The organism is Occultella aeris (assembly GCF_902703175.1).
Taxonomy (GTDB): domain Bacteria; phylum Actinomycetota; class Actinomycetes; order Actinomycetales; family Beutenbergiaceae; genus Occultella; species Occultella aeris.
This window is the reverse complement of sequence record NZ_CACRYJ010000042.1, coordinates 36,554-56,560: the sequence shown is the minus strand read 5'-3', so window position 1 is coordinate 56,560 and position 20,007 is coordinate 36,554. Positions and strand designations below refer to the sequence as shown.

Below are 20,007 nucleotides of genomic sequence, written 5' to 3'. Positions count from 1 at the left end.
TATGATGACATTGCCGCTCGCGTGACCCACCAGCAACCGAGAGGACCCACCGCCATGGATCGAGGGGAGCGACCGATCGCCGTGACAGCCACACCCGCCACCGCGCCCGAGGCGCCGCAGGTAGCGAGCGGGTCGGGCGAACGGATCGAGTGGGTCCGGCTCTCCTCCGTGCGGCTCCCGCTGGCACAGCCGATCAGCGACGCGAAGGTCTTCACCGGGCGCCAACGGCCGATGACCGAGATCATGATGCTGTTCGCCGAGATCCGCAGCAGTTCGGGCCATGGGGGCATCGGCTTCAGCTACTCCAAGCGGGCCGGCGGGCCGGCACAGTACGCGCATGCCCGCGAGGTCGCCGACTGCCTGCTCGGTGAGGACCCCAATGACATCGGACGCCTGTACGAGAAGGCGCTCTGGGCAGGCGCCTCGGTCGGGCGCAGCGGCCTCGCAACCCAGGCGATCGCCGCGCTCGACATCGCATTGTGGGACCTCAAGGCGAAGCGCGCTTCGCTGCCTCTGGCCAAGTTGCTGGGCGCGTACCGCGACTCGGTTCGCACGTACAACACCTCGGGCGGCTTCCTGCACAGTTCCATCGCCGAGGTCCAGGAGAACGCCTCGCGCGCACTCGCGTCCGGGATCGGCGGCATCAAGCTGAAGGTCGGCCTGCCGGACACCCGCGAGGACCTTGGCCGGGTACAGGCGATACGTGAATACCTCGGCCCCGACGTTCCGCTCATGGTCGACGCCAACCAACAGTGGGATCGCGCCACGGCGCTGCGCATGGGTCGGCGACTGGAGGAGTTCTCCCTCACTTGGATCGAGGAACCCCTGGACGCCTACGACGCGCAGGGCCACGCCGCCCTCGCGGCTGCCCTCGATACGCCTATCGCCACCGGCGAGATGCTCTCGAGCGTCAGCGAGCACCGTGCCCTGATCGATGCCCGCGCCTGCGACATCCTCCAACCGGATGCCCCACGTGTCGGCGGCATCACCCCGTTCCTGCGTCTGGCCACGCTCGCCGACCTGAGCGGACTCGACCTCGCTCCCCATTTCGCCATGGAGATCCATCTCCATCTCGCGGCCGCCTATCCGCGCGAACCATGGGTCGAGCACTTCGAGTGGCTGGACCCGCTCTTCAACGAACGCCTCGAGATCCGCGACGGGCGGATGGTTGTTCCCGATCGCCCCGGGCTCGGCATCACCCTCAGCGACCAGGCTCTGGCCTGGACCGTCGAGGCCGCCGAACTCATGGCCCGCTAGGCTCCGTGCCCATAGACCCGGCGCCGGAACCCATCAACCGGCAGAGCGCTCGAGGCCTCAGCCATGAGCTGACCTTGCGGCTGACCGCGTTGATCCAGGACGGCACCATCCGCCGCGGTGAGAAGCTCCCCACCGAGAGCGCCATGATGGAGTCCTACAAGGTCAGCCGAACGGTCGTCCGCGAGTCGATCTCCCAGCTACAGGCGGCCGGTCTGGTCGAGACGCAGCAGGGCCGGGGCTCCTTCGTCCTGAACGTGCCGAGCCAGGACAGCTTCGCGTTCGACAACAGCGGGATCAGCACGATCGACGATGTCTGGGACCTGCTGGACTTCCGGCTCGGCGTCGAGTCCGAGGCGGCCGCGCTGGCCGCGACCCGCCGCACCGACCAGCAGCTCGCGGAACTCGAGCGCCTGGCGCAGACCTTCCTGGAGTGTGAGGCCCGGCCGAGTGAGGCCGTCGAGGCGGACTTCGCCCTCCACGTGGCCATCGCCCGCGCCGCCCAGAACCGGCACTACCTCGCGCTGCTCAAGTCGATGGGCCCGATGATGATCGTGATGCCCAAGTTCCGGCTGCTCACGGGTGATGACGCCGACCGTCCCGACAACGTGCGCCTGGCCGCCGTCGAGCACGCCTCGATCGTCCAGGCGATCGCCCGCCACGAGCCGGAGACGGCGCGTGCGGCCATTCGGTTGCACCTGGCCAACTCCAGGGCCCGGCTCAAGGGCTGATCCCACACCGGGTCGGCGCACCCTCGGCCCGCTGGCCGAGGGCTCAGGCCGCCATCGCGACGGTGTCCTCGGCGTGCTCGGCGCGCACGTCGCCGGTCTCGCCGTCCCGCACGGCGATCCGGCCGAGGACGATCGTGTAGGCCCAGTACCCGGCGAGGACCAGGGCACCGATCGTGATCTTCACGCCGGTCGGCAGCGACGACGGCGTCACGAAACCCTCGACGAGGCCGCTGACCGCAAGCACGAACACCAGGCCGATGGCTACCGTGAACAGTGCCCGGCCCTCTTCCGCCAGCGCCCGGGTCCGGGTGCGACCGCCGGGTGCGACCACGGTCCAGAAGATCTTCAGCCCGGCCCCGCAGGCGATGAAGATCGCCGTCAGTTCCATGAGCCCGTGCGGCAGGATCAGCGCGAAGAACAGGTCGAGCAGGCCGAACTCCGCCATCACCGCCGCGGCCGAGCCGATCGCGGCCGCGTTCGAGACGAGGATCTGGACCGGGAAGTAGCCGGTGATGCCCAGCCCGATGGCCCGGGCCGCGATCCACGCGTTGTTCGTCCACACCTGGGCGGCAAAATCCGGCGCGGGGTTGTTGGAGTAGTACGCCTCGAACAGTTGCTCCGCGTAGATCTCCCGCTGGCTCGGAGTGCCGAACGCGGCCAGCGCCTCCGGGCTGTTGTAGGTGAAGATCCCGTTGCCCACGGCGACCACGATGAACAGCAGCATCATCGCGACGGTCCACCATCGGACCCGGTAGAACGCGGCCGGGACCGAGATCAGGACGAACCGTTGCAGGTCCGCCAGGGCCGGTTCATGGGCGCCGGCGATGTGCCCGCGAGCGCGCGCCAGCGTGCCGGAGAGCCGGGAGACCAGGCTGGGGTCCGGGGCCGACGTACGCACCTGGGACAGGTGGGTGGCCGTGCTCTGGTACAGGTTGACCAACTCGTCGCTCTCGGCGCCGGTGAGACGGCGCTGCTTGACGAGTGCGTCGAGCCGCTGCCAACGGGGCGAGTTCACGGCGACGAACGCATCCACATCCACGAGCGCTACCCTGCCATACATGTCCTCCGTCGCGCCCAGCCCGTACGCGCCGCCGCAGCACGGTGCGCCCGGACAGCCGGGCGCCGGAGTTCCGGGTGCGCCGGTCGACCCGTACGCGGCACCGCAGCAGCGCGGCAACCACCCGCCCCGGCAGCCGCTGCCGCCGCGGCGCGGGCCCGCCCCCAACCCGAGCGCCCCGGTACCGCAGCCGTCCACGTCGAACCCTGCTACGCCGTCGGGCAATCCTGCCGACCTGATCGTCACCGGCGAGGCGGTCGCGCTCGAACTTCGCCCGGCCGGGCTGATGTCCCGGATCGGCTCGGGAGTCGTCGACCTGGCCGTCTACGGCATCATCGGCGTCGCCATCATCCTGCTCTGCCTGCGGTTCATCGTGAACGACTCCCAGGCCGGCGTCCTGATCGTGTCCACGATGGCCGTCATGATGGTCATCGTGCCCACCGCGGTGGAGACGATCACTCGCGGTCTGTCCGCCGGCAAGGTCGCCATGGGCCTGCGCGTGGTGCGTGACGACGGCGGCCCGGTGCGGTTCCGGCAGGCGTTCGTCCGGGCCCTGACCGCCGTCGGCGAGATCTGGTTCTGCCTCGGCAGCATCGCCGTGCTGACGGCGATCTTCAACAACCGCAGCAAGCGGCTCGGCGACTTCCTCGCCGGGACCTACGCCGTCCGGGAGCGGGGCACGGAACTGGCCGTCGCGCCGCTGCTGATGCCTCCGGACCTGGGCGCCTGGGCCGAGCGGGCGGACCTCCGTCGCCTCCCGGACAACCTCGCCCTGCACGCCCGGGTGTTCCTGTCCCGCACCGGCACCCTCGCGCCGTACACCCGACTCCAACTGGGCCGGGCGCTGGCCGCCGCGATCGAGCCATACGTCTCACCTCCCCCGCCCTGGGGCACCAACCCGGAGCGGTTCGTCGCCGCCGTGCTCGTGGAGCGCCGCGACCGCGAGTACGCCGCAGGCCTCGAGGGCCAGGCGCGCCGGCTGGACGAGAGCGAGCACATCCGCCGACTGCCGTACGGGGTCACCGATTACGCCTGAGTGACCCGGCCGCAGCGCGAACACTTCCGAAGCCTTGACACGGCGGCGAGCCCGCCTCGCCGAGGTGCGATCTCAGCGCCTCATGCAGGAGGTCACGTCGCCGAGAGGTCGCCGCGAGCCGCGTGCACCCGGCCCCGCCAGAGCAGCAGGACCGCACCGAGGACGGCGGCCACCAGGGACGCGCCCAGCACCGCGATCTTCGCGTGCTCATCCTCGGGAGCGCCCACGCCGAAGGCCAGCTCGGCCACGAGCAGGGAGACGGTGAACCCGATGCCGGCGAGCACACCCACGCCGATCACGTCCGGCCAGCCGAGCCCGGGCGCGAGATTCACGTGCCGGAGCCTGGAGATCAGCCACGTGGCCACGGTGATCCCGATCGGTTTGCCGATCACGAGACCGAGCGCGACACCCTGCGCCACCGGGTCCCGCAGGGCCGCGCCGAGTGACGTCGGATCCACGGCCACACCGGCGGTGAAGAGCGCGAAGACCGGCACGGCGAACCCGGCCGAGACCGGTCGCCAACGGTACTCGAAGACCTCCGCCATCGACGCGCCCTCGCGCAGGTTCGCCGGTCGGCGTGCCGCAGCCTTGCCCCTCAGCGGCAGCGCCGGCACCACCATGCCGAGCGCCACGCCCGCGATCGTGGCGTGGATCCCGGAGGAGTGCATGAAGACCCAGGTCGCCACACCCAACGGGATGAGCAGGTACCACGACGTGATCCCGCGGCGCAGCAGCAGGGCGAAGACCAGCACGCAGGCGGCCGCGGCAGCGAGCCAGGCCAGGGTGAGCCCGTCGGTGTACGCGACGGCGATGATCACGATCGCGAGGAGGTCATCGACCACGGCGAGCGTGAGCAGGAAGGCACGCAACGCCGTCGGGAGTCTGCGACCGACGATCGAGAGGACGGCGACGGCGAAGGCGATGTCGGTCGCGGTGGGGATCGCCCACCCGTGGGGTGCGCCGCCGTCCGCGCTCAGGTTGACGGCCAGGTAGATGAGAGCGGGTGCGGCCATGCCTCCGACGGCGGCCGCGACCGGCACGATCGCGGTGGACAGCCGCCGCAGCTCGCCGGTGACGATCTCGCGTTTGAGCTCGACGCCAACGACGAAGAAGAAGATCGCGAGCAGCCCGTCCGCAGCCCACTGGCCCACCGTCAGGTCCAGGTGCCAGGCCTCGATGCCGAACCGGAAGTCACGGATCGCGACATAGCTCTCGCTCCACGGCGAGTTCGCCCAGATCAGCGCGACCACGGCACCGGCGATCAGCAGGACCCCGCCGATCGCTTCCCCGCGGAGGGTGTCGAGGTAGTTGCGCAGCCCACCCTCGGTCAAACCGCTGAACAACGGCTCGGCTGGATCTTTGTGGCTCACGGGCATGCTCCTGAGGGGTCGGTGATGTGGGTCGCCGACCAGACTTCCCGGCACACCGTGGCAGCCCGGATGCCCGGGCTGCCACACACCTTACCCAGGACGGGTGGTGCCCCCGCGCAGACCGGGACGGTCCAGAGCCCGGAACGACGACGGCCGGACGTCCTCCCGAAGAGGAGGTACGCCCGGCCGCGATCGGACCGCGTGAGGCTCAGTAGCGGTAGTGCTCGGGCTTGTACGGCCCGGCGACGTCCACATCGATGTACTCGGCCTGCTCCTTGGTGAGCTCGGTCAGATCCACCCCGAGCGCCTCCAGGTGCAGGCGGGCCACCTTCTCGTCGAGGATCTTGGGCAGGCGGTGCACGCCGAGCTCGTACTCGGAGTCGGCCTCCCACAGCTCGACCTGGGCCATGACCTGGTTCGTGAACGAGTTGCTCATCACGAACGACGGGTGGCCGGTCGCGTTGCCGAGGTTCAGCAGCCGTCCCTCGGAGAGCACGATGATCGAGTGCTCGGGCCGATCGTCGGTGGCCGGGAACGTCCACTCATGGACCTGTGGCTTGATCTCGGTCCGCACGACGCCCGGGATGCTGGCCATCCCGGCGATGTCGATCTCGTTGTCGAAGTGGCCGATGTTGCCGACGACGGCCTTGTCCTTCATGCCGGAGAGGTGGTCGGCGGTGATGACACTCACGTTGCCGGTGGTGGTGATGAAGAAGTCCGCAACGGAGAGGGTGTCCTCGAGGCGGGCGACCTGGTAGCCGTCCATGGCTGCCTGGAGCGCACAGATCGGGTCGATCTCGGTGACGATGACACGTGCGCCCTGTCCACGCAGGGACTCGGCAGCACCCTTGCCGACGTCGCCGTAACCGACCACCACAGCGACCTTGCCACCGATCAGGATGTCGGTCGCGCGGTTGATGCCGTCCGGGAGGGAGTGGCGGATGCCGTACCGGTTGTCGAACTTGGACTTCGTGACCGAGTCGTTCACGTTGATCGCGGGGAACAACAGCTCCCCGGCGGCGGCCAGCTGGTAGAGGCGGTGCACGCCGGTGGTGGTCTCTTCGCTGACGCCCTTGATGCCCTCGGCGATCCGGGTCCAGCGCTGCGGGTCCTCGGCAAGCGAACGACGCAGCAGGTTGCGGAAGACCACACCTTCCTCGGAGTACCCGTGGTCCCCGGGCTCGAGGTTGTCCGGGACCACCCCGGCGGCCTCGAACCGCTTGCCGTCATGCACGAGCATGGTGGCGTCGCCGCCGTCGTCGAGGATCAGGTTCGGGCCCTCGCCCGGCCACACCAGGATCTGCTCGGTGCACTCCCAGTACTCCTCGAGCGACTCGCCCTTCCACGCGAACACGGGTACCCCGGCCGGCTCCTCGACCGTCCCGTTCGGGCCGACGACCACAGCGGCGGCGGCCTCGTCCTGGGTGGAGAAGATGTTGCAGCTGGCCCAGCGGACCTCGGCGCCGAGCGCCGTCAGGGTCTCGATCAGGACCGCCGTCTGGACGGTCATGTGCAGCGAGCCGGCGACCCGGGCGCCGCGCAGCGGCTGGGACTCGGCGTACTCGGCGCGAAGCGCCATCAGGCCGGGCATCTCGTGCTCGGCGAGTCGGATCTGGTGCCGCCCTGCCTCCGCGAGGCTGAGGTCGCGGACTTTGTACTGAGCGGGCTTCTCGGAGAAGGTCATGGGCGCCATGCTAACGGCCCGGGCGGGTCCCGTTCAGCGACGTGGGACCGCGAATGTGCTTCCACGAGTCCCATGGGCCAGACTGGGACGCATGCGTGGAATCATTCTGGCCGGTGGCTCCGGCACCCGACTGCACCCGATCACCCTCGGCACCAGCAAGCAGCTGGTCCCGGTGTATGACAAGCCGATGGTCTACTACCCGCTGTCGACGCTGATGTTGGCGGGGATCCGGGACGTCCTGGTGATCACCACACCGCACGACGCACCGCAGTTCCACCGGCTCCTCGGCGACGGCTCGCAGTTCGGCATCTCCATCAGCTACACCGTCCAGGAGGTTCCGAACGGGCTCGCTCAGGCGTTCGTCCTCGGTGCCGATTTCGTCGGCACCGACTCGGTGGCTCTGGTTCTGGGTGACAACATCTTCTACGGCCCGGGTCTCGGGTCCACGCTGGCCAGATTCGAGGACATCGACGGGGGCGCCGTCTTCGCCTACCGCGTCTCCGATGCGACGGCGTACGGCGTCGTCGAGTTCGACGCCGAGGGCAGGGCCCTGTCCCTGGAGGAGAAGCCGGCCAAGCCGCGCTCGAACTATGCGGTCCCGGGACTGTACTTCTACGACAACGACGTCCTCTCGATCGCCGCCGACCTGCGGCCGTCCGCACGCGGCGAGTACGAGATCACCGACGTGAACCGCACCTACCTCGAGCAGGGCCGCCTCCAGGTGGAGGTACTCCCCCGTGGCACGGCGTGGCTGGACACCGGGACGTTCGACTCGCTCCTCGAGGCGTCGGACTACGTGCGCACGATCGAACACCGGCAGGGCCTGAAGATCGGGGCACCGGAGGAGATCGCCTGGCGTCGGGGTTTCCTCACCGACGACGAGCTGCGGGAACGGGCTGAGCCGCTGACGAAGTCGGGGTACGGTGATTATCTACTCCACCTGCTCGACGTCGCGATGGAGGAACGTCGTTTGGAGGGATGAGGTGTCGCGTGTCCAACGCCCGTCCGGTCCGCGGAGGCCGGCCCGGAACGGCATCGGTGCCGTCCTCGCCGTCACGCTCGCCGCGCTGACACTGCTCGGCCAGACAACCCCGGCCGCCGCGGCCGAGGAGGTCTACGGGGTCCCCTCCAGCGGCTACTGGGATGTCACCGGCCACGGCTGGGGACACGGCATCGGCATGTCCCAGTGGGGATCCCAGGGCGCCGCACAGCAGGGGCTCACGGCGGACCAGATCCTTGCCTTCTACTACCCGGGCACAACGTCGAACAACGTCGGCAACCCTCAGATCCGCGTCCAGTTGCGGGCGCTCTCCGCGGTCGCGTCCGGCTCCACCTACTCGACGCCACCCGGTCAGAACGAGATGCGGATCGGCAACCCTGCCACGCCCGAACGCCACCCGGCGGGCCGGTACACCGTGACCGCGACCGCCTCCGGCTTCGTGGTGGAGCGGCGGGCGACCATCGGCGGTCCGGTCCTCTTCTCCCGCACCTACGCCGGCTCCGAACTGATCTTCTCGACCGCCGACGGCGTCGTCGCGTCCGGGTCCCAGGGTTCGACCAGCGGCACCTGGTACCGGGGCTACGTCCGGATCGTGCGCACCGGTAGCACCCTCGACGTGATCAACAACGTGCCGCTGCAGGAGTACCTGTACGGGGTGGCCCCCCGGGAGTCGCCCGCGTCATGGCTCCCGGCGGCGCTGCAGGCGCAGTCCGTCGCTGCGCGCAGCTACGCGCTGTCCGTGCGGCAGGCCACCGGGCCGTACGACCTCTGCGACACGACCGCCTGCCAGGTCTACGGGGGGCGTGCGGTCGTCTCCAGCAGCGGCGCCGTGACCGAGGGGCGCGAACACACCAACACGAACCAGGCCGTGAACGCCACGTCCGGGCGGGTGCGGTGGTACGCGGGTGCGGTGGCGTTCACGCAGTTCTCGTCCTCCAACGGCGGCTTCTCGCGGGCCGGGTCGCGCCCGTACCTGACGGCGCGAGCCGATCCGTACTCCGGTACGGCGAGCGGTGACACCGTGAGCAACTGGACGAACCGACTCCAGGTCTCGACGGTCGCCGCGTACTGCCCGTCCGGCGGCTCACTCCAGCGGCTCGTCATCGTGTCCCGGGACGGCAACGGTGACCTGGGTGGGCGCATCACCTCCGCGCGGGTGGAGTGCTCCACCGGCAACCGGACCCTGACCACCACCGGCCAACTCTCGTTCGGCATGCGTTCACACTGGTGGCGACCGAACGCTCCCGCCTTCGGCTTCTTCCTGTCGAACACGTTCGGCGCCGAGGCGGACACGGTGTTCGCGTTGGGGGCCGGCACCGAGACCGCACTGGTCGGCGACTGGGACGGCGACGGGATCGACACGATCGCACTGCGGCGCGGCAATCTGTACTACATCCGGAACTCGAACTCCGCAGGACCGTTCGATCGCGTGATCGTCTACGGCAGAGCCGATGACGTGGTGCTCGTCGGGGACTGGGACGGCAACGGCACCGACACCCTCGGTGTGCGCCGCGGCAATATCTACCACCTCCGCAACACCCTCAGCAGTGGGGTGGCCGACCGCACGATCGCCTACGGGCGCAACAGCGACGCCATTCTCATCGGCGACTGGGATGGCAACGGCACCGACACCCTCGCCGTGCGACGAGGCAACCTGTACTACCTCCGCAACAGCCTCACCAGTGGCGAAGCCGACCGCACCATCGCCTACGGACGCAACGCCGACATCGTTCTGACCGGCGACTGGGACGGCAACGGCACCGACACCCTCGCCGTGCGACGAGGCAACATCTACTACCTCCGCAACAGCCTCACCAGCGGCGAAGCCGACCGCACCATTGCCTACGGACGCGCCAGCGACGTCATCCTCATCGGCGACTGGGACGGCAACCGCACCGACACCCTCGGCGTCCACCGCAAGCGGTAGCGTGCCGTGGGCGCCGGCGTCAGCCGGTGTACTCGTAGTGCCAGTACTCGGGCTTGCTGCCGTTCTGACGCGCCCAGGTGGGCTGGTTCCAGCCGAAGCGCGGCGCGTTGGCGAGGAGCCAGTTGTACCGGGCGCTGCCGTACTGGTAGGTGCTCCACTCGAAGACGTCGATCGCGATGCCGAGGCCGTGCGGGGAGGTACCCGCAGGTACCGCGACACCGCCCATGTGCGCGTGCATCTGCGCCTGGAGCTCTCGGGTCCGGTAGGACATGTCGACGGCGATGTTCTCGCCGAAGCGCGCCCGGAACGCCGAGTTGAACCGTCCGAGCGCGGCGGCCGCGTCGCACCGCAGGTACTGGCCGTTGCCGCGTGAGTCGGTCCCCCACCCGATGCGGCAGAGCGAGGATGCCGGAATGTTGCCGTTGCTCCCGTCGCCCCAGGAGTTCGGGGTCGACGTGTAGAACCGACCCTCGGCCACGGCAGGCTCGTCGTCGCCGTCGCCGTCGAGGTCACCCGACAGCGGCGCGTCGATGATCTCGTTGCCGAACGCGTAGCTCCAATTCGCTCCCCCGCCGCCCGGCGCGTTGCGCAGGTACACGGACATCGTCGAGGGCCGGTAGATCCCTGGCGTGTCGTCGCCGTCGCCGTCCCAGTCGCCGACGAACGCCCGCTCGCCGGCGCCGGCGGAACCGAATCGGAACACGCTCGTCGCGGGCCCCGTGCTGAGCGAGTTCCGCAGGTACCACAGACCGTCCGAGGCTCGCCGCACCCCGAACGTGTCGCGGCCGTCGCCGTTCCAGTCGCCGACGACCGGCGTGTCGCCCGGACCTGGCGAGCCGTACCGGAACGTCATCGCGGCGCCACCGCCGTCGAGCCGGTTCGTGAGGTGCCAGGTCGCGTCGACACCACGGTAGATCCCCGGCGTGTCCCGGCCGTCGCCGTTCCAGTCGCCGCAGAGCGGCCGCTCCCCACCGTTCGTGGATCCGAACCGGAACGAGATGGTGGCATTGCCGCCGCCCGGCGCGTTCCGGATGTGCCACGTGCCGGTCTGCGGCCGGAAGACGGCGAGCGTGTCGACACCGTCGCCGTTCCAGTCGCACCAGAGCACATCGTCGTACTGTCGCCCGTAGAACCAGGTTCGGGTGGCGCCGGCGGCCGGCTCGGCGCCGCTGCGTACCTCGACGTCGGGGGCCGCCGCGCCGGCCGGGACCGCCATCACGGCGATCAGGGCCAGTGCGAGCGCACCGGTCAGGATCGGACCTCTCCGTCTGCCCATGGGTAAGACCGTAGCGGAGTGCCCGTTAGCATGGAATGCCGCACCCGCAGCCACCCTCGAACGAGTTGGAGACCACCGGTGATGTTTCGTGAGTTGTCCGTGCCAGGCGCGTGGGAGATCACGCCGAAGCTGTTGGGCGACCCGCGCGGGGTCTTCCTGGAGTGGTACAAGGACGAACGGTTCGTCGAGGCGGTCGGGCACTCCCTCGACCTCAACCAGGCGAACTGCTCCGTCTCCGCGGCGGGCGTGCTGCGCGGGATCCACTTCGCGGACGTGCCGCCGTCGCAGGCGAAGTACGTCACGTGCGCACGCGGCGCGGTCCTCGACGTCGTCGTCGACATCCGCGTCGGCTCGCCGACCTTCGGACAGTGGGACTCGGTCCTCCTCGACGACGTGGACCGACGCGCGATCTATCTGAGCGAGGGCCTCGGTCACGCGTTCATGTCCCTCGAGGACGACTCCACGGTGCTCTACCTCTGCTCCTCCGGTTATGCGCCCGGGCGCGAACACGGTGTCAATCCGCTCGACCCTGAGATCGGCATCGAGTGGCCCACGACCACCCGAAACGGCGCGCCGCTGGCGCCGCTGCTGTCCGAGAAGGACACCGGCGCTCCCACGCTGGCACAGGCGCGGGAGGAAGGACTGCTGCCGCAGCTCGCCGCCGTCGAGGAGTTCCTCGCCTCGTTGAACGCCTGACGTGACCGCCCCCCGGGTGGTGGCCGTCGTCGTCACGTTCGAGCCCGAGGACGAGGCGCTGGCGGCCCTGCTCGAACGGCTCGGCAATCAGTGCGATGCCGTCGTGGTGGTGGACAACGGATCCACCACCGCCCCGGCACAGGCCTGCGCGGGCACCGGTGCCGAGCTGATCGCACTGCCGACGAACGAGGGGATCGCCGCCGCCCAGAACCGCGGGATCGCCCGCACGGTCGAACTCGCAGCGGACTTCGTCCTGCTCTCGGATCAGGACTCGCTCCCGGCCCAGGACATGGTTGCTCGCCTGCTCGAAGCGATCGCGACGGCGGCCGCCGCCGGCAGCCCGGTCGCGGGTGTCGGTCCGGTCTCCTCCGACAACCGCGCCGAGTCCGGCGAGATGGTCTACGTCTCGAGGCGCTGGGGTCCCCGGCGGGCTGCGCCAAACGACACCCGGCCGGACGGGCTCGTGGAGGTCGCGTTCCTGATCGCATCAGGCTGTCTCATCCCGGCGACCGTCCTCGAGGAGGTCGGTGCCATGAACGGCGGGTGGTTCATCGACCACATCGATCTCGAGTGGTGCCTGCGGGCCCGGCGGGCCGGCTACCGGCTGTTCGCGGTGACAGGGGCGCACCTGGGTCACGAGCTCGGCGAACGGGTGACCCGGGTGCCGGGCCGCAAGCAACTCGTGCACGTCCAGTCCGTCCCGCGTACGTACTACATGACGAGGAACACGATCCTGCTCGTGCGTTCGGGCCTGCTCAGCACCGCCTGGCGACTGGGCTACCTCGTCTGGCTCGCGAAGTACCTCGCATTCAACGCCGTGTTCGTCGCGCCGCGATGGCAGCGGATCCGGCTGATGGCACGCGGGCTGGGAGACGGACTGCGGGGCGTCACCGGTCCACTGCGCGGCTGACGCTGCGCCTGCGCAGGACAAGCACCACGACCCCGAACAGCACGTCGACGACCGTCAGCAGTACCCGGCTCACCAGGACTGTCGCGAGCACGCCGCCGGGTGCCAGCTGGCCATAGAGGACCGCACCGAGGACCACCTCGCGGGCGCCGACCCCGGCGGGCACGAAGACGACGAGGAAGCCGACGACCCACGCCAGGGCGTACCCGCCGGCCGCCAGGGCGAACGTCTGAGCGGACGCAGTCATCCCGACCGCGGTGGCGATGAGCCACACCTGCAGGCCCGCCAGGAGCCAGCCGACGAGCGCCCAGGCCGACGAGCGGACCACGCCGCCGCCGGAGATCGGGTGCTCCAGGGGCGGTCGCTTGAGCATGCGTAGCGCGAAGGTGAGGATCCGGTTCAGGACCGGCGGGATCAGCATCACCAGGAACACGGGGACGGCAAGGGCCACCCACCAGAACTGCTGAGCGACCTCCGCCGGTGAGAGCACGATGCCCACTACCGCGAGCGCCAGGCCGGTCACGATCGAGACGAGGATCGAGACGACCATGACACTCAGGGAGCGGCGTCTCGGGATCTCGGCATCGGCGCCCAGTTCCGCGGCCGCCACGATGTTCCAGACCCCGCCCGGAACGTATTTGCCGAGCTGGGAGAGGAAGAAGATCGACGACGCGGTCCGGATGCGGACGGGCGAACCGAGGTCTGTGAGCACCGCGCGCCAGGACAGCATCGTTGCGACGACGTAGACGACGCTGATGAGCAGGCACAGGAGCAGGGTGCCCGGCCGGATCTGCGCCACCGCCGCGCTCACCGCGTCCCATTGCGTCGCGACGGCCAGGACAGCGGCGCCGAGGGCCACGGCCAGGAACACCCAGCGAGTGATCGGCGAACGCAGGACGCCGAGGAGCTTATTGATCATTCGGCGCCGAGCGCCCCGGCGAGCGGCGCCGTCACGGCGGCGGCAGTGAATCGCTCATCGGCCAGTTCCCGCGCCGCGCCGCGGTATCGGGCGAGCTGATCGTCGTCGCTCGCAAGCAGCCGGATCGCTGCTGCCAACGCTGCGGCGTCGCCCGGCGGTACCAGGAGCGCGGACTCCCCGAGCATCCGGCGCTGGGGGGCGCTATCACTGGTAACGATCGCCACACCCGCGGCCGCGCCCTGGTAGACCTTGTTCGGGACCACGCTCAGGGCCTTGGCACTGGTCCCGAAGACCCCCAGACAGACGTCATGGGAGGCGACGAGGCCAGGCAGATCTTCCGCGTCCACCCAGTCCTGCCAGGTCACTCTCGGATCGTCCCCGACCAGCGTGCGGGCGCGCTCGAAGTCCTGTCCGGTGCCGATCATGGTGAACCGGAGCCCGGGCCCGGGCAGGTCGCGGATCGCCTCGGCGATCACCGGGGCGCCTTGCAGGGGCGTGTACAGACCGAAGAAGACCACGCCGAGCCCGCCCCGCTCCCCCGTGCCGGAGGCGACTGGCTCGGCGATGACCCGGTCGGCGTCGGCGTCGGCGCGGGCGTCGAACCAGGTCCGGCTCGCGCCGACCGGCACCACGACGGCGCGATCGCGCCAGGGCGCCGGCACCATCTCCAAATGCTCCTGCGTGTCGACGATCACGACGTCCGCGGCCGAGATCGCGAGTCGGTCGAGCAGCCGCAGGAGCCGCACCCGAAGGCCGTCCTGCACTCCGCGGTCCGTAGCGGTGCTGCCGGCGAAGATGAGGTGGTCGAGCAGGATCGTGGTCCGCGGGAACAGGATCCTGGCGAGCAGCACGTCGAAGTGCCCGAGGTAGCCGACGAGGACCGCATCGGGTGCGCTTCCGGCACGCCGGATCCTGACCGACCCCCGTACCAGTTCGCTCCAGCGGGCGGCCAGGCGCCATGCCAGCGTCGGGAGTCGCCACGGTTGTTTGAGCAGGCGGACCCGGTCCGCCGTGTCCAGTCCGAGCGGGGCGTTGAGCTCCACGAGGTGTGCACCGTGCGCTTGCAGTCCGTCGATGAGCACCTGCACTCGCGGGTGTGAACGGGCGTCATAGGTTCCGAACGCGACGACCCGGCACCCATCGCCGGCGACGCGTCCTCGGCCGGTCCGTCTGGTCACCGGGCGCGGGTGGCTCGGACGGACTCCGTCAGCGAGACAGGTGCCGGCTCGGGCACCGAGCGCTCAGGCACCACCGGGAACTCCGCCGGGGGCCGGAGGTCGACCACCTCCGAAGCGAGGGCCGCGTGCCCCGAATCGGACGATGCGGGACGGCCGTACTGCACGACCTTGATCCGCTCCAGCGTCTCCTCGAGGAGCACCCGGTTCGTGCGCTGCAGGTCTGCGATGACGAGCAGCGCGAGGCAGAGCAGTCCACCGACCAGCATCGAGGAACCGAAGATCAGCGATTGGATATGCCCGCCCGCTTCGCCCTGGATCATGAACACGAGGAATCGGACGAACGGGATGATGCCCGCGAGCAGGAGGATCACCCCGAGCGTGCCGAGGATCACGTGCGGCTTGAACATCAGGTACGAGCGAGTGATGGCCGAACCCGACTTGAACATGTGCTGCCCGATGTTCTTGAACAGCCGGGACTCGCGCGTCTTCGCGTTGGTCGTGATCGGAAGGCTCTCGATCCGAAGCCGCTTGTTGCCGGCCTGGATGATCGTCTCCATGCAGTAGCTGAACTGGGTGACCACGTTCAGCCGGAAGAGCGCAGCCTTGGAGTACGCCCGGAACCCGCTCGCCGCATCGGGCAACTCGGTGCCGGCGGCCCGGTTCACCACCTGCGACCCGACGCGCTGCATGACCTTCTTGAACGGCGAGAAGTGGGCGATCTTCGACGTCTGCCGGTCCGCGATGACGATGTCGGCCTCGCCGCGGACGATCGGCTGGACCAGGTCGGTGATCCGCTCCTGCGGGTACTGGTTGTCGCCATCGGTGTTCACGACGATGTCCGCGCCGTGAGCGAGCGCGTAGTCGACGCCGTCGCGGAACGAGCGGGCGAGCCCCATGTTGCGCGAGTGCCGCACGAAGTGCACGACGCCGTGCTCCTGTGCCACCTCGATCGTCCGGTCGGTCGAGCCGTCGTCGATGATGAGGATCTCGACGCTGTCGACGCCCGGGATCTCCCGCGGGATCGACGACAGGACGAGCGGCAGCGTCATCTCCTCGTTGAGGCACGGAACTTGGACGAACAGCTTCATGATCTCCTCTGCGGCGGTCTGCAGGCCGAGGTGGCCCGCCCGAGACGGCATTCCGGGCACCCGCACGGTTGACCTGGATCCGGGCTCAAGTGTACAAGGATCGGCCGATCATCCCACGGAGGCGGCGCCGTAGCGGCGCCCGGCCCGAGGCGATTGGCCCGGTAGCCTCGACGCGTGACCTCACGGAACTACCGACGGACCCTCGCGGTCATCACCGCGCTCCTCGGGGTCGTGATGGTCCTCTGGGCCGTGCTGACACCCGGATTCCGCGCTCCGGACGAGCCCCAGCACTTCAACAGCGTGATGCGGGTCGCGACGGGCGGGGGCTGGCCCGCCCCCGGTGAGGCCCGGGTGAGCGACGCCACACTGATCGCGACCAGAGAAGCCGGGCTCAGCCTCGAGACCCACGGCATCTCGGTACTCACCTCCTCGATCCTGCCGCGCAGTTCCCTGCAGGGCTGGGGGTACCAGTTCGTCGACCTGACGCCGTTGCCGGCACAGGAGCGGTCGGTCCTGGACCACACCGCGGACCTCGTCACAGACGTCGAGCCCACCTACGACCAGATGACCCAGCATCCGCCACTCTTCTACGCCGCCGGCGCCGTCCTGATCCGGGCTTTCGGCGCGCTCGACTGGCGTTGGGACCAGCAACTGCTGCTGCTGCGACTCTTCTGCGTATTCCTGTGCATCTGGGTGGTACCGCTGACCGCGGCCACTACTCGGATGCTCACCGGGAAGCGGACCGTGGCGCTGGCGGCAGCCGTATCGATCCTCGCCATTCCCCAGTTCGCCCACATCGGCGCCGCCGTCTCGAACGACTCGCTCACGAACCTGCTCGGTGCCGTCCTCCTCACGATGGCCGCCGCCATCGTGTCCGGCAGGGTGACGTGGGCACGCCTCGTGGCGATCGGCGTGGCCCTCGGTCTTGCGCTGTTGACCAAGGGCTTCCTGTTGGCCGCCGTCCCGATGGTGGCGCTCGCGGTCGTCATCGGCGCGCGGGCTCTGCGCCCCCGCGAACGGCTTTGGCGCGCGTTCGTCACGCTGGTGGTCGCCTTCGTCGTCGGGGGCTGGTGGTGGCTGCGTAACCTACTGGTGCACGGTGCCCTGCAGCCGAGCGGGATGCCGCCGTTCGGACCGGACTGGGGCGACGACACCCCGACGGTCCGTGAGTTCGCCCCCCAAGCCCTCGATCGCTTCGCCACCTCATTCTGGGGCAACTTCGGCTTCCTCGAGATCGCGCTACTCCGGCAACTCACGCTCGGCCTGACGGTGCTCGGACTGGCCGCGCTCGTCGCCGGAGTCATCGCGTGCCGGAGGCGCCTACGCCTCATCGTTCTGCTCACACTCCCGGTCGGCACCCTGCTCGTCGTACTCGGCGGCACCTTTGCGTCATACCAGACCAACGGCCTGTTCGCGGGGCTTCAGGGCCGATACCTGTTCTCCTCGATCGCCGTCCTGGCCGCCGCCGCCTGGATCGGCCTCGATGCGATCGCCCGTAGGCTCGGCCGACGCTGGACGCACTGGCTCCCGGTCCTGGCCACCCTGTTCTCGGTCACCCTCGCGGCAGTCGGCCTCATCACGTTCTTCCAGGCCTGCTACCAACTTCCGTCTGAGTCCGTGATCGTCGGGCTGAACCGGTGGGCACTCTGGTCGATCGCCGGGCGTACCGGCGTCGGCCTCGCTGTCCTCGCGCCCCTGGTTGTCGCGATCACGCTGCTCGTCGTCCTCGTCGTCGGCAGCCTCAGGCGCTCGCGACGGCCGGACCTCGCCAGGAGTCTGCCCGCGTGAGGGGTGCGCACGCGCGAGGCCGGTCGAGGCTCGACTGGGAGCGCCTCGCCGTACTGGCGGTCCTGGTGGCGACGGCGGGATTCTCGGTGTCCGTCGCCCTGTCCGTGCCGATGTTCGCCTCCGCGGACGAGTCCGCCCACGTCGACTACGCCTACCAGGTCTGGCACGGCCGATTGCCGACCTTCGAGGAGGGCGTGCAGATCCAGCCGCCGTTCGGGTTCCTGCCGCCCGTCCAGTGGGCCTCGCAGCATCCCCCGCTGTTCTATCTGATCCTCGCTCCGGTGGTCGGGCCGCTGATCGAGGCCGACCACTACCTCCGAGCCGGGTATGCCGCCCGTGGCATCAACATCGCCATCACCGTGGCGTTCGTGTACGCCGTGATCTGGGCCACCCGCAAACTGGCGCCGGGCCACCGCCGCCTGGCGGTCACGACCGGCATCGTGGCCGCGTCCGCCGCCTGGGTCACCCGGGTCGGCGGCGCCGTCTACAACGACATCCTCGCCGCGCTGCTGTCTGCACTCCTGCTCGGCGTGACAGCGCGGGCACTGCGCACCGGGCTGACCCGGCGGGACACTGCTCTTATCGCTGTCCTCGGGTCCCTCGGGATGCTCAGTCGGGCATCGGTCGCCGTCGTGCTCGCGCTCTGCCTTGCCGCACTGGTCGTCGGCGGGGCACTCGGCCCCAGCACAGGTCGTGTCCGACGCGTTGTTCGCGCGGCGATCCAGTGCCTGATCGCCGGGAGCGTGGTGCTCGCCGCCGCGCTGTGGTTCTACCTCCTGAACCTGGAGCGCACCGGCCGGCTGACCGGCGGGAGCCCGGAGTGGTCGCAAGCCAACATGGGCCGCGTCGTGCGTCCGGTCCTCGAGCTGGTCGGCGATCCAGGGGCCTGGTTCCGACTGGTCCGGTTCTTCGGGCACGGCGCGTTCCCCCTCGAGCTGATGACGACCGTATGCGTGCTCGTGCCGGCGGCTGTCGGTCTCGCGCTGATCCGTCGACTCCGCACCGCGACCCCGGCCGACGCCGTCGTGCTCGGTGTGGGCCTGCTGTTGGTTGCGGCGACCCTGGCGCAGCAATTCATGTACGCCTCGTCCGGCGGCCAACTCAGTCCCCGCTATCTGCTGCCCGTCGCCACCATCCCGTTTGTGCTGATCGCCCATGGACTCACCGGGTTCCAGCGAGCTCGATGGTTGCCGACGGCGGCGTGGCTCGTTGTCGTGAACGTCCAGTACCTCGACTGGTTCCGTGGTGCGATCACGACCGTGCAGCAGCCCGGTTCCGGGCCGATCTATCCCGCCGCCGCGGCCGCGGCTGCCGGGCTCGCCCTCGCTGCCGTGGTCATCGCGGTGATCGCGACCGACCGACTCACTCCCCTCGGCGGGTCCGAGAAGAGCCTGGCACCTCACGGCCCGGGCCACGGCGGTCGACCCCGATAGCAATGGGCCGCACCACCCGTCCGGCGGACGTCGCCCGGGGCCCAGGACTCGTCATCCATTCCTGACCCGTACCGGCACCTTCGTCGCTACCTTGTGCTCATTGCCCAACGACGGGCACCTGCACACCGGAGATCCGATAATGAGACGTTGGCCCGCCGTCCTCGCCGTCCTTGCTCTGATCACGTTCGGAGCCGTGCTCCAGTCACCGCCCGCACAGGCGAAGGGCGGCGAGGTCGGCGGCTCGGGCAATGAGTACTACCTCAGCGATTCCTTCTCCGCACAGGCGAACATCGCGTTCGCCTACGGCTCGGCTGGAGACCGCACCTACGTCGGCGACTGGAACGGCGACGGCGTCGACACCCTCGCGCTCCGGCGCGGGAACATCTACCACATCCGCAACTCGCTCTCGGGTGGAGCCGCGGACCGGCAGGTCGCGTACGGGCGGACCTCCGACGTCGTGCTCGTCGGCGACTGGAACGGCGACGGCATCGACACCCTCGTCGTCCGCCGCGGCAACATCTACTACTTCAGGAACTCGCTCAGCAGCGGCAACGCGGACCGTGTGGTCGCGTACGGGCGGACCTCCGACGTCGTGCTCGTCGGCGACTGGAACGGCGACGGCATCGACACCCTCGCCGTCCGCCGCGGCAACATCTACTACTT

The 20,007-nt window shown here is 69.6% G+C and carries 16 protein-coding genes and 1 pseudogene; 10 read left to right on the top strand and 7 right to left on the bottom strand.

What is annotated here, in order from left to right; translation table 11 throughout:
• Positions 1–144: 144 nt before the first annotated feature.
• Positions 145–1,257 (top strand): L-talarate/galactarate dehydratase, encoded by a 1,113-nt coding sequence (locus HALOF300_RS14140; protein WP_231955391.1) that lies wholly within the window; start codon positions 145–147, stop codon positions 1,255–1,257.
• A gap of 5 nt (positions 1,258–1,262) precedes the next feature.
• Positions 1,263–1,985 (top strand): FadR/GntR family transcriptional regulator, encoded by a 723-nt coding sequence (locus HALOF300_RS14135; protein ID WP_197522559.1) that lies wholly within the window; start codon positions 1,263–1,265, stop codon positions 1,983–1,985.
• 43 nt (positions 1,986–2,028) lie between these two features.
• Here the strand turns inward: HALOF300_RS14135 and HALOF300_RS14130 are convergent, their stop codons facing one another.
• Positions 2,029–3,024 (bottom strand): stage II sporulation protein M, encoded by a 996-nt coding sequence (locus tag HALOF300_RS14130; protein WP_156741633.1) that lies wholly within the window; start codon positions 3,022–3,024, stop codon positions 2,029–2,031.
• A gap of 19 nt (positions 3,025–3,043) precedes the next feature.
• Between HALOF300_RS14130 and HALOF300_RS14125 the strand changes: the two genes are divergently transcribed.
• Positions 3,044–4,078 (top strand): RDD family protein, encoded by a 1,035-nt coding sequence (locus tag HALOF300_RS14125; protein WP_231955384.1) that lies wholly within the window; start codon positions 3,044–3,046, stop codon positions 4,076–4,078.
• A gap of 92 nt (positions 4,079–4,170) precedes the next feature.
• Here the strand turns inward: HALOF300_RS14125 and nhaA are convergent, their stop codons facing one another.
• Together nhaA and ahcY are read right to left on the bottom strand one after the other, a co-directional pair.
• On the bottom strand, positions 4,171–5,454 hold the full coding sequence (nhaA, locus tag HALOF300_RS14120; RefSeq protein WP_156741573.1) for a Na+/H+ antiporter NhaA: 1,284 nt from the start codon (positions 5,452–5,454) through the stop codon (positions 4,171–4,173).
• Positions 5,455–5,656: 202 nt separating this feature from the next.
• Positions 5,657–7,132 carry an adenosylhomocysteinase gene (gene ahcY, locus HALOF300_RS14115; RefSeq protein ID WP_156741572.1) on the bottom strand — a complete coding sequence of 492 codons (1,476 nt, stop codon included), beginning with the start codon at positions 7,130–7,132 and terminating at the stop codon, positions 5,657–5,659.
• A gap of 91 nt (positions 7,133–7,223) precedes the next feature.
• On the opposite strand from ahcY, the gene rfbA reads away from it, so the two are divergent.
• Complete coding sequence (gene rfbA / locus HALOF300_RS14110) at positions 7,224–8,114, top strand: glucose-1-phosphate thymidylyltransferase RfbA (RefSeq protein ID WP_156741571.1); 891 nt, start codon at positions 7,224–7,226, stop codon at positions 8,112–8,114.
• 1 nt (position 8,115) lies between these two features.
• The gene (locus tag HALOF300_RS14105; RefSeq protein ID WP_156741570.1) at positions 8,116–10,059 is read left to right on the top strand and encodes a SpoIID/LytB domain-containing protein; all 1,944 of its coding nucleotides are present in this window, start codon (positions 8,116–8,118) and stop codon (positions 10,057–10,059) included.
• A gap of 19 nt (positions 10,060–10,078) precedes the next feature.
• Here HALOF300_RS14105 and HALOF300_RS14100 read toward each other — a convergent pair whose 3' ends face one another.
• Positions 10,079–11,335, bottom strand: coding sequence for a D-alanyl-D-alanine carboxypeptidase family protein (locus HALOF300_RS14100; protein ID WP_156741569.1), 1,257 nt, complete (start codon positions 11,333–11,335; stop codon positions 10,079–10,081).
• A gap of 78 nt (positions 11,336–11,413) precedes the next feature.
• On the opposite strand from HALOF300_RS14100, the gene HALOF300_RS14095 reads away from it, so the two are divergent.
• Positions 11,414–12,031, top strand: a complete 618-nt coding sequence (locus HALOF300_RS14095; protein ID WP_156741568.1) for a dTDP-4-dehydrorhamnose 3,5-epimerase family protein — start codon at positions 11,414–11,416, stop codon at positions 12,029–12,031.
• A 1-nt stretch (position 12,032) separates the two neighbouring features.
• On the top strand, positions 12,033–12,941 hold the full coding sequence (locus HALOF300_RS14090) for a glycosyltransferase family 2 protein (RefSeq protein WP_156741567.1): 909 nt from the start codon (positions 12,033–12,035) through the stop codon (positions 12,939–12,941).
• On the opposite strand, the gene HALOF300_RS14085 is transcribed toward HALOF300_RS14090, so the two are convergent.
• The 3 genes from HALOF300_RS14085 to HALOF300_RS14075 are packed head-to-tail and all read right to left on the bottom strand — an operon-like array spanning position 12,919 to position 16,174.
• Positions 12,919–13,857: a lysylphosphatidylglycerol synthase domain-containing protein gene (locus HALOF300_RS14085; protein ID WP_231955382.1), complete on the bottom strand. Its 939-nt coding sequence runs from the start codon at positions 13,855–13,857 to the stop codon at positions 12,919–12,921. The two genes, HALOF300_RS14090 and HALOF300_RS14085, sit on opposite strands and share 23 nt — an antisense overlap.
• A complete protein-coding gene (locus tag HALOF300_RS14080) occupies positions 13,854–15,035 on the bottom strand; it encodes a glycosyltransferase (protein WP_156741566.1) in 1,182 nt (393 codons plus the stop codon). The genes HALOF300_RS14085 and HALOF300_RS14080 overlap by 4 nt, the downstream gene beginning before the upstream one ends.
• The gene (locus tag HALOF300_RS14075) at positions 15,032–16,174 is read right to left on the bottom strand and encodes a glycosyltransferase family 2 protein (RefSeq protein WP_331716237.1); all 1,143 of its coding nucleotides are present in this window, start codon (positions 16,172–16,174) and stop codon (positions 15,032–15,034) included. Before HALOF300_RS14075 ends, HALOF300_RS14080 begins: the two co-directional genes overlap by 4 nt.
• A 123-nt stretch (positions 16,175–16,297) precedes the next feature.
• Between HALOF300_RS14075 and HALOF300_RS14070 the strand changes: the two genes are divergently transcribed.
• The 3 genes and pseudogenes from HALOF300_RS14070 to HALOF300_RS14060 all read left to right on the top strand — a co-directional run.
• Positions 16,298–17,911, top strand: coding sequence for a DUF2142 domain-containing protein (locus HALOF300_RS14070; RefSeq protein WP_156741565.1), 1,614 nt, complete (start codon positions 16,298–16,300; stop codon positions 17,909–17,911).
• Positions 17,908–19,344, top strand: coding sequence for a glycosyltransferase family protein (locus HALOF300_RS14065; RefSeq protein ID WP_156741564.1), 1,437 nt, complete (start codon positions 17,908–17,910; stop codon positions 19,342–19,344). Before HALOF300_RS14070 ends, HALOF300_RS14065 begins: the two co-directional genes overlap by 4 nt.
• A 139-nt stretch (positions 19,345–19,483) precedes the next feature.
• Positions 19,484–20,007 (top strand): annotated as a pseudogene (locus tag HALOF300_RS14060) (hypothetical protein); the annotation flags it as partial.

Bases quoted from the DNA above. Each gene is read 5' to 3' on its own strand.
- nhaA (WP_156741573.1), bottom strand. From the start codon at position 5,454: ATGCCCGTGAGCCACAAAGATCCAGCCGAGCCGTTGTTCAGCGGTTTG.
- ahcY (WP_156741572.1), bottom strand. From the start codon at position 7,132: ATGACCTTCTCCGAGAAGCCCGCTCAGTACAAAGTCCGCGACCTCAGC.
- rfbA (WP_156741571.1), top strand. From the start codon at position 7,224: ATGCGTGGAATCATTCTGGCCGGTGGCTCCGGCACCCGACTGCACCCG.
- HALOF300_RS14075 (WP_331716237.1), bottom strand. From the start codon at position 16,174: ATGCCGTCTCGGGCGGGCCACCTCGGCCTGCAGACCGCCGCAGAGGAG.
- HALOF300_RS14085 (WP_231955382.1), bottom strand. From the start codon at position 13,857: ATGATCAATAAGCTCCTCGGCGTCCTGCGTTCGCCGATCACTCGCTGG.
- HALOF300_RS14100 (WP_156741569.1), bottom strand. From the start codon at position 11,335: ATGGGCAGACGGAGAGGTCCGATCCTGACCGGTGCGCTCGCACTGGCC.
- HALOF300_RS14125 (WP_231955384.1), top strand. From the start codon at position 3,044: ATGTCCTCCGTCGCGCCCAGCCCGTACGCGCCGCCGCAGCACGGTGCG.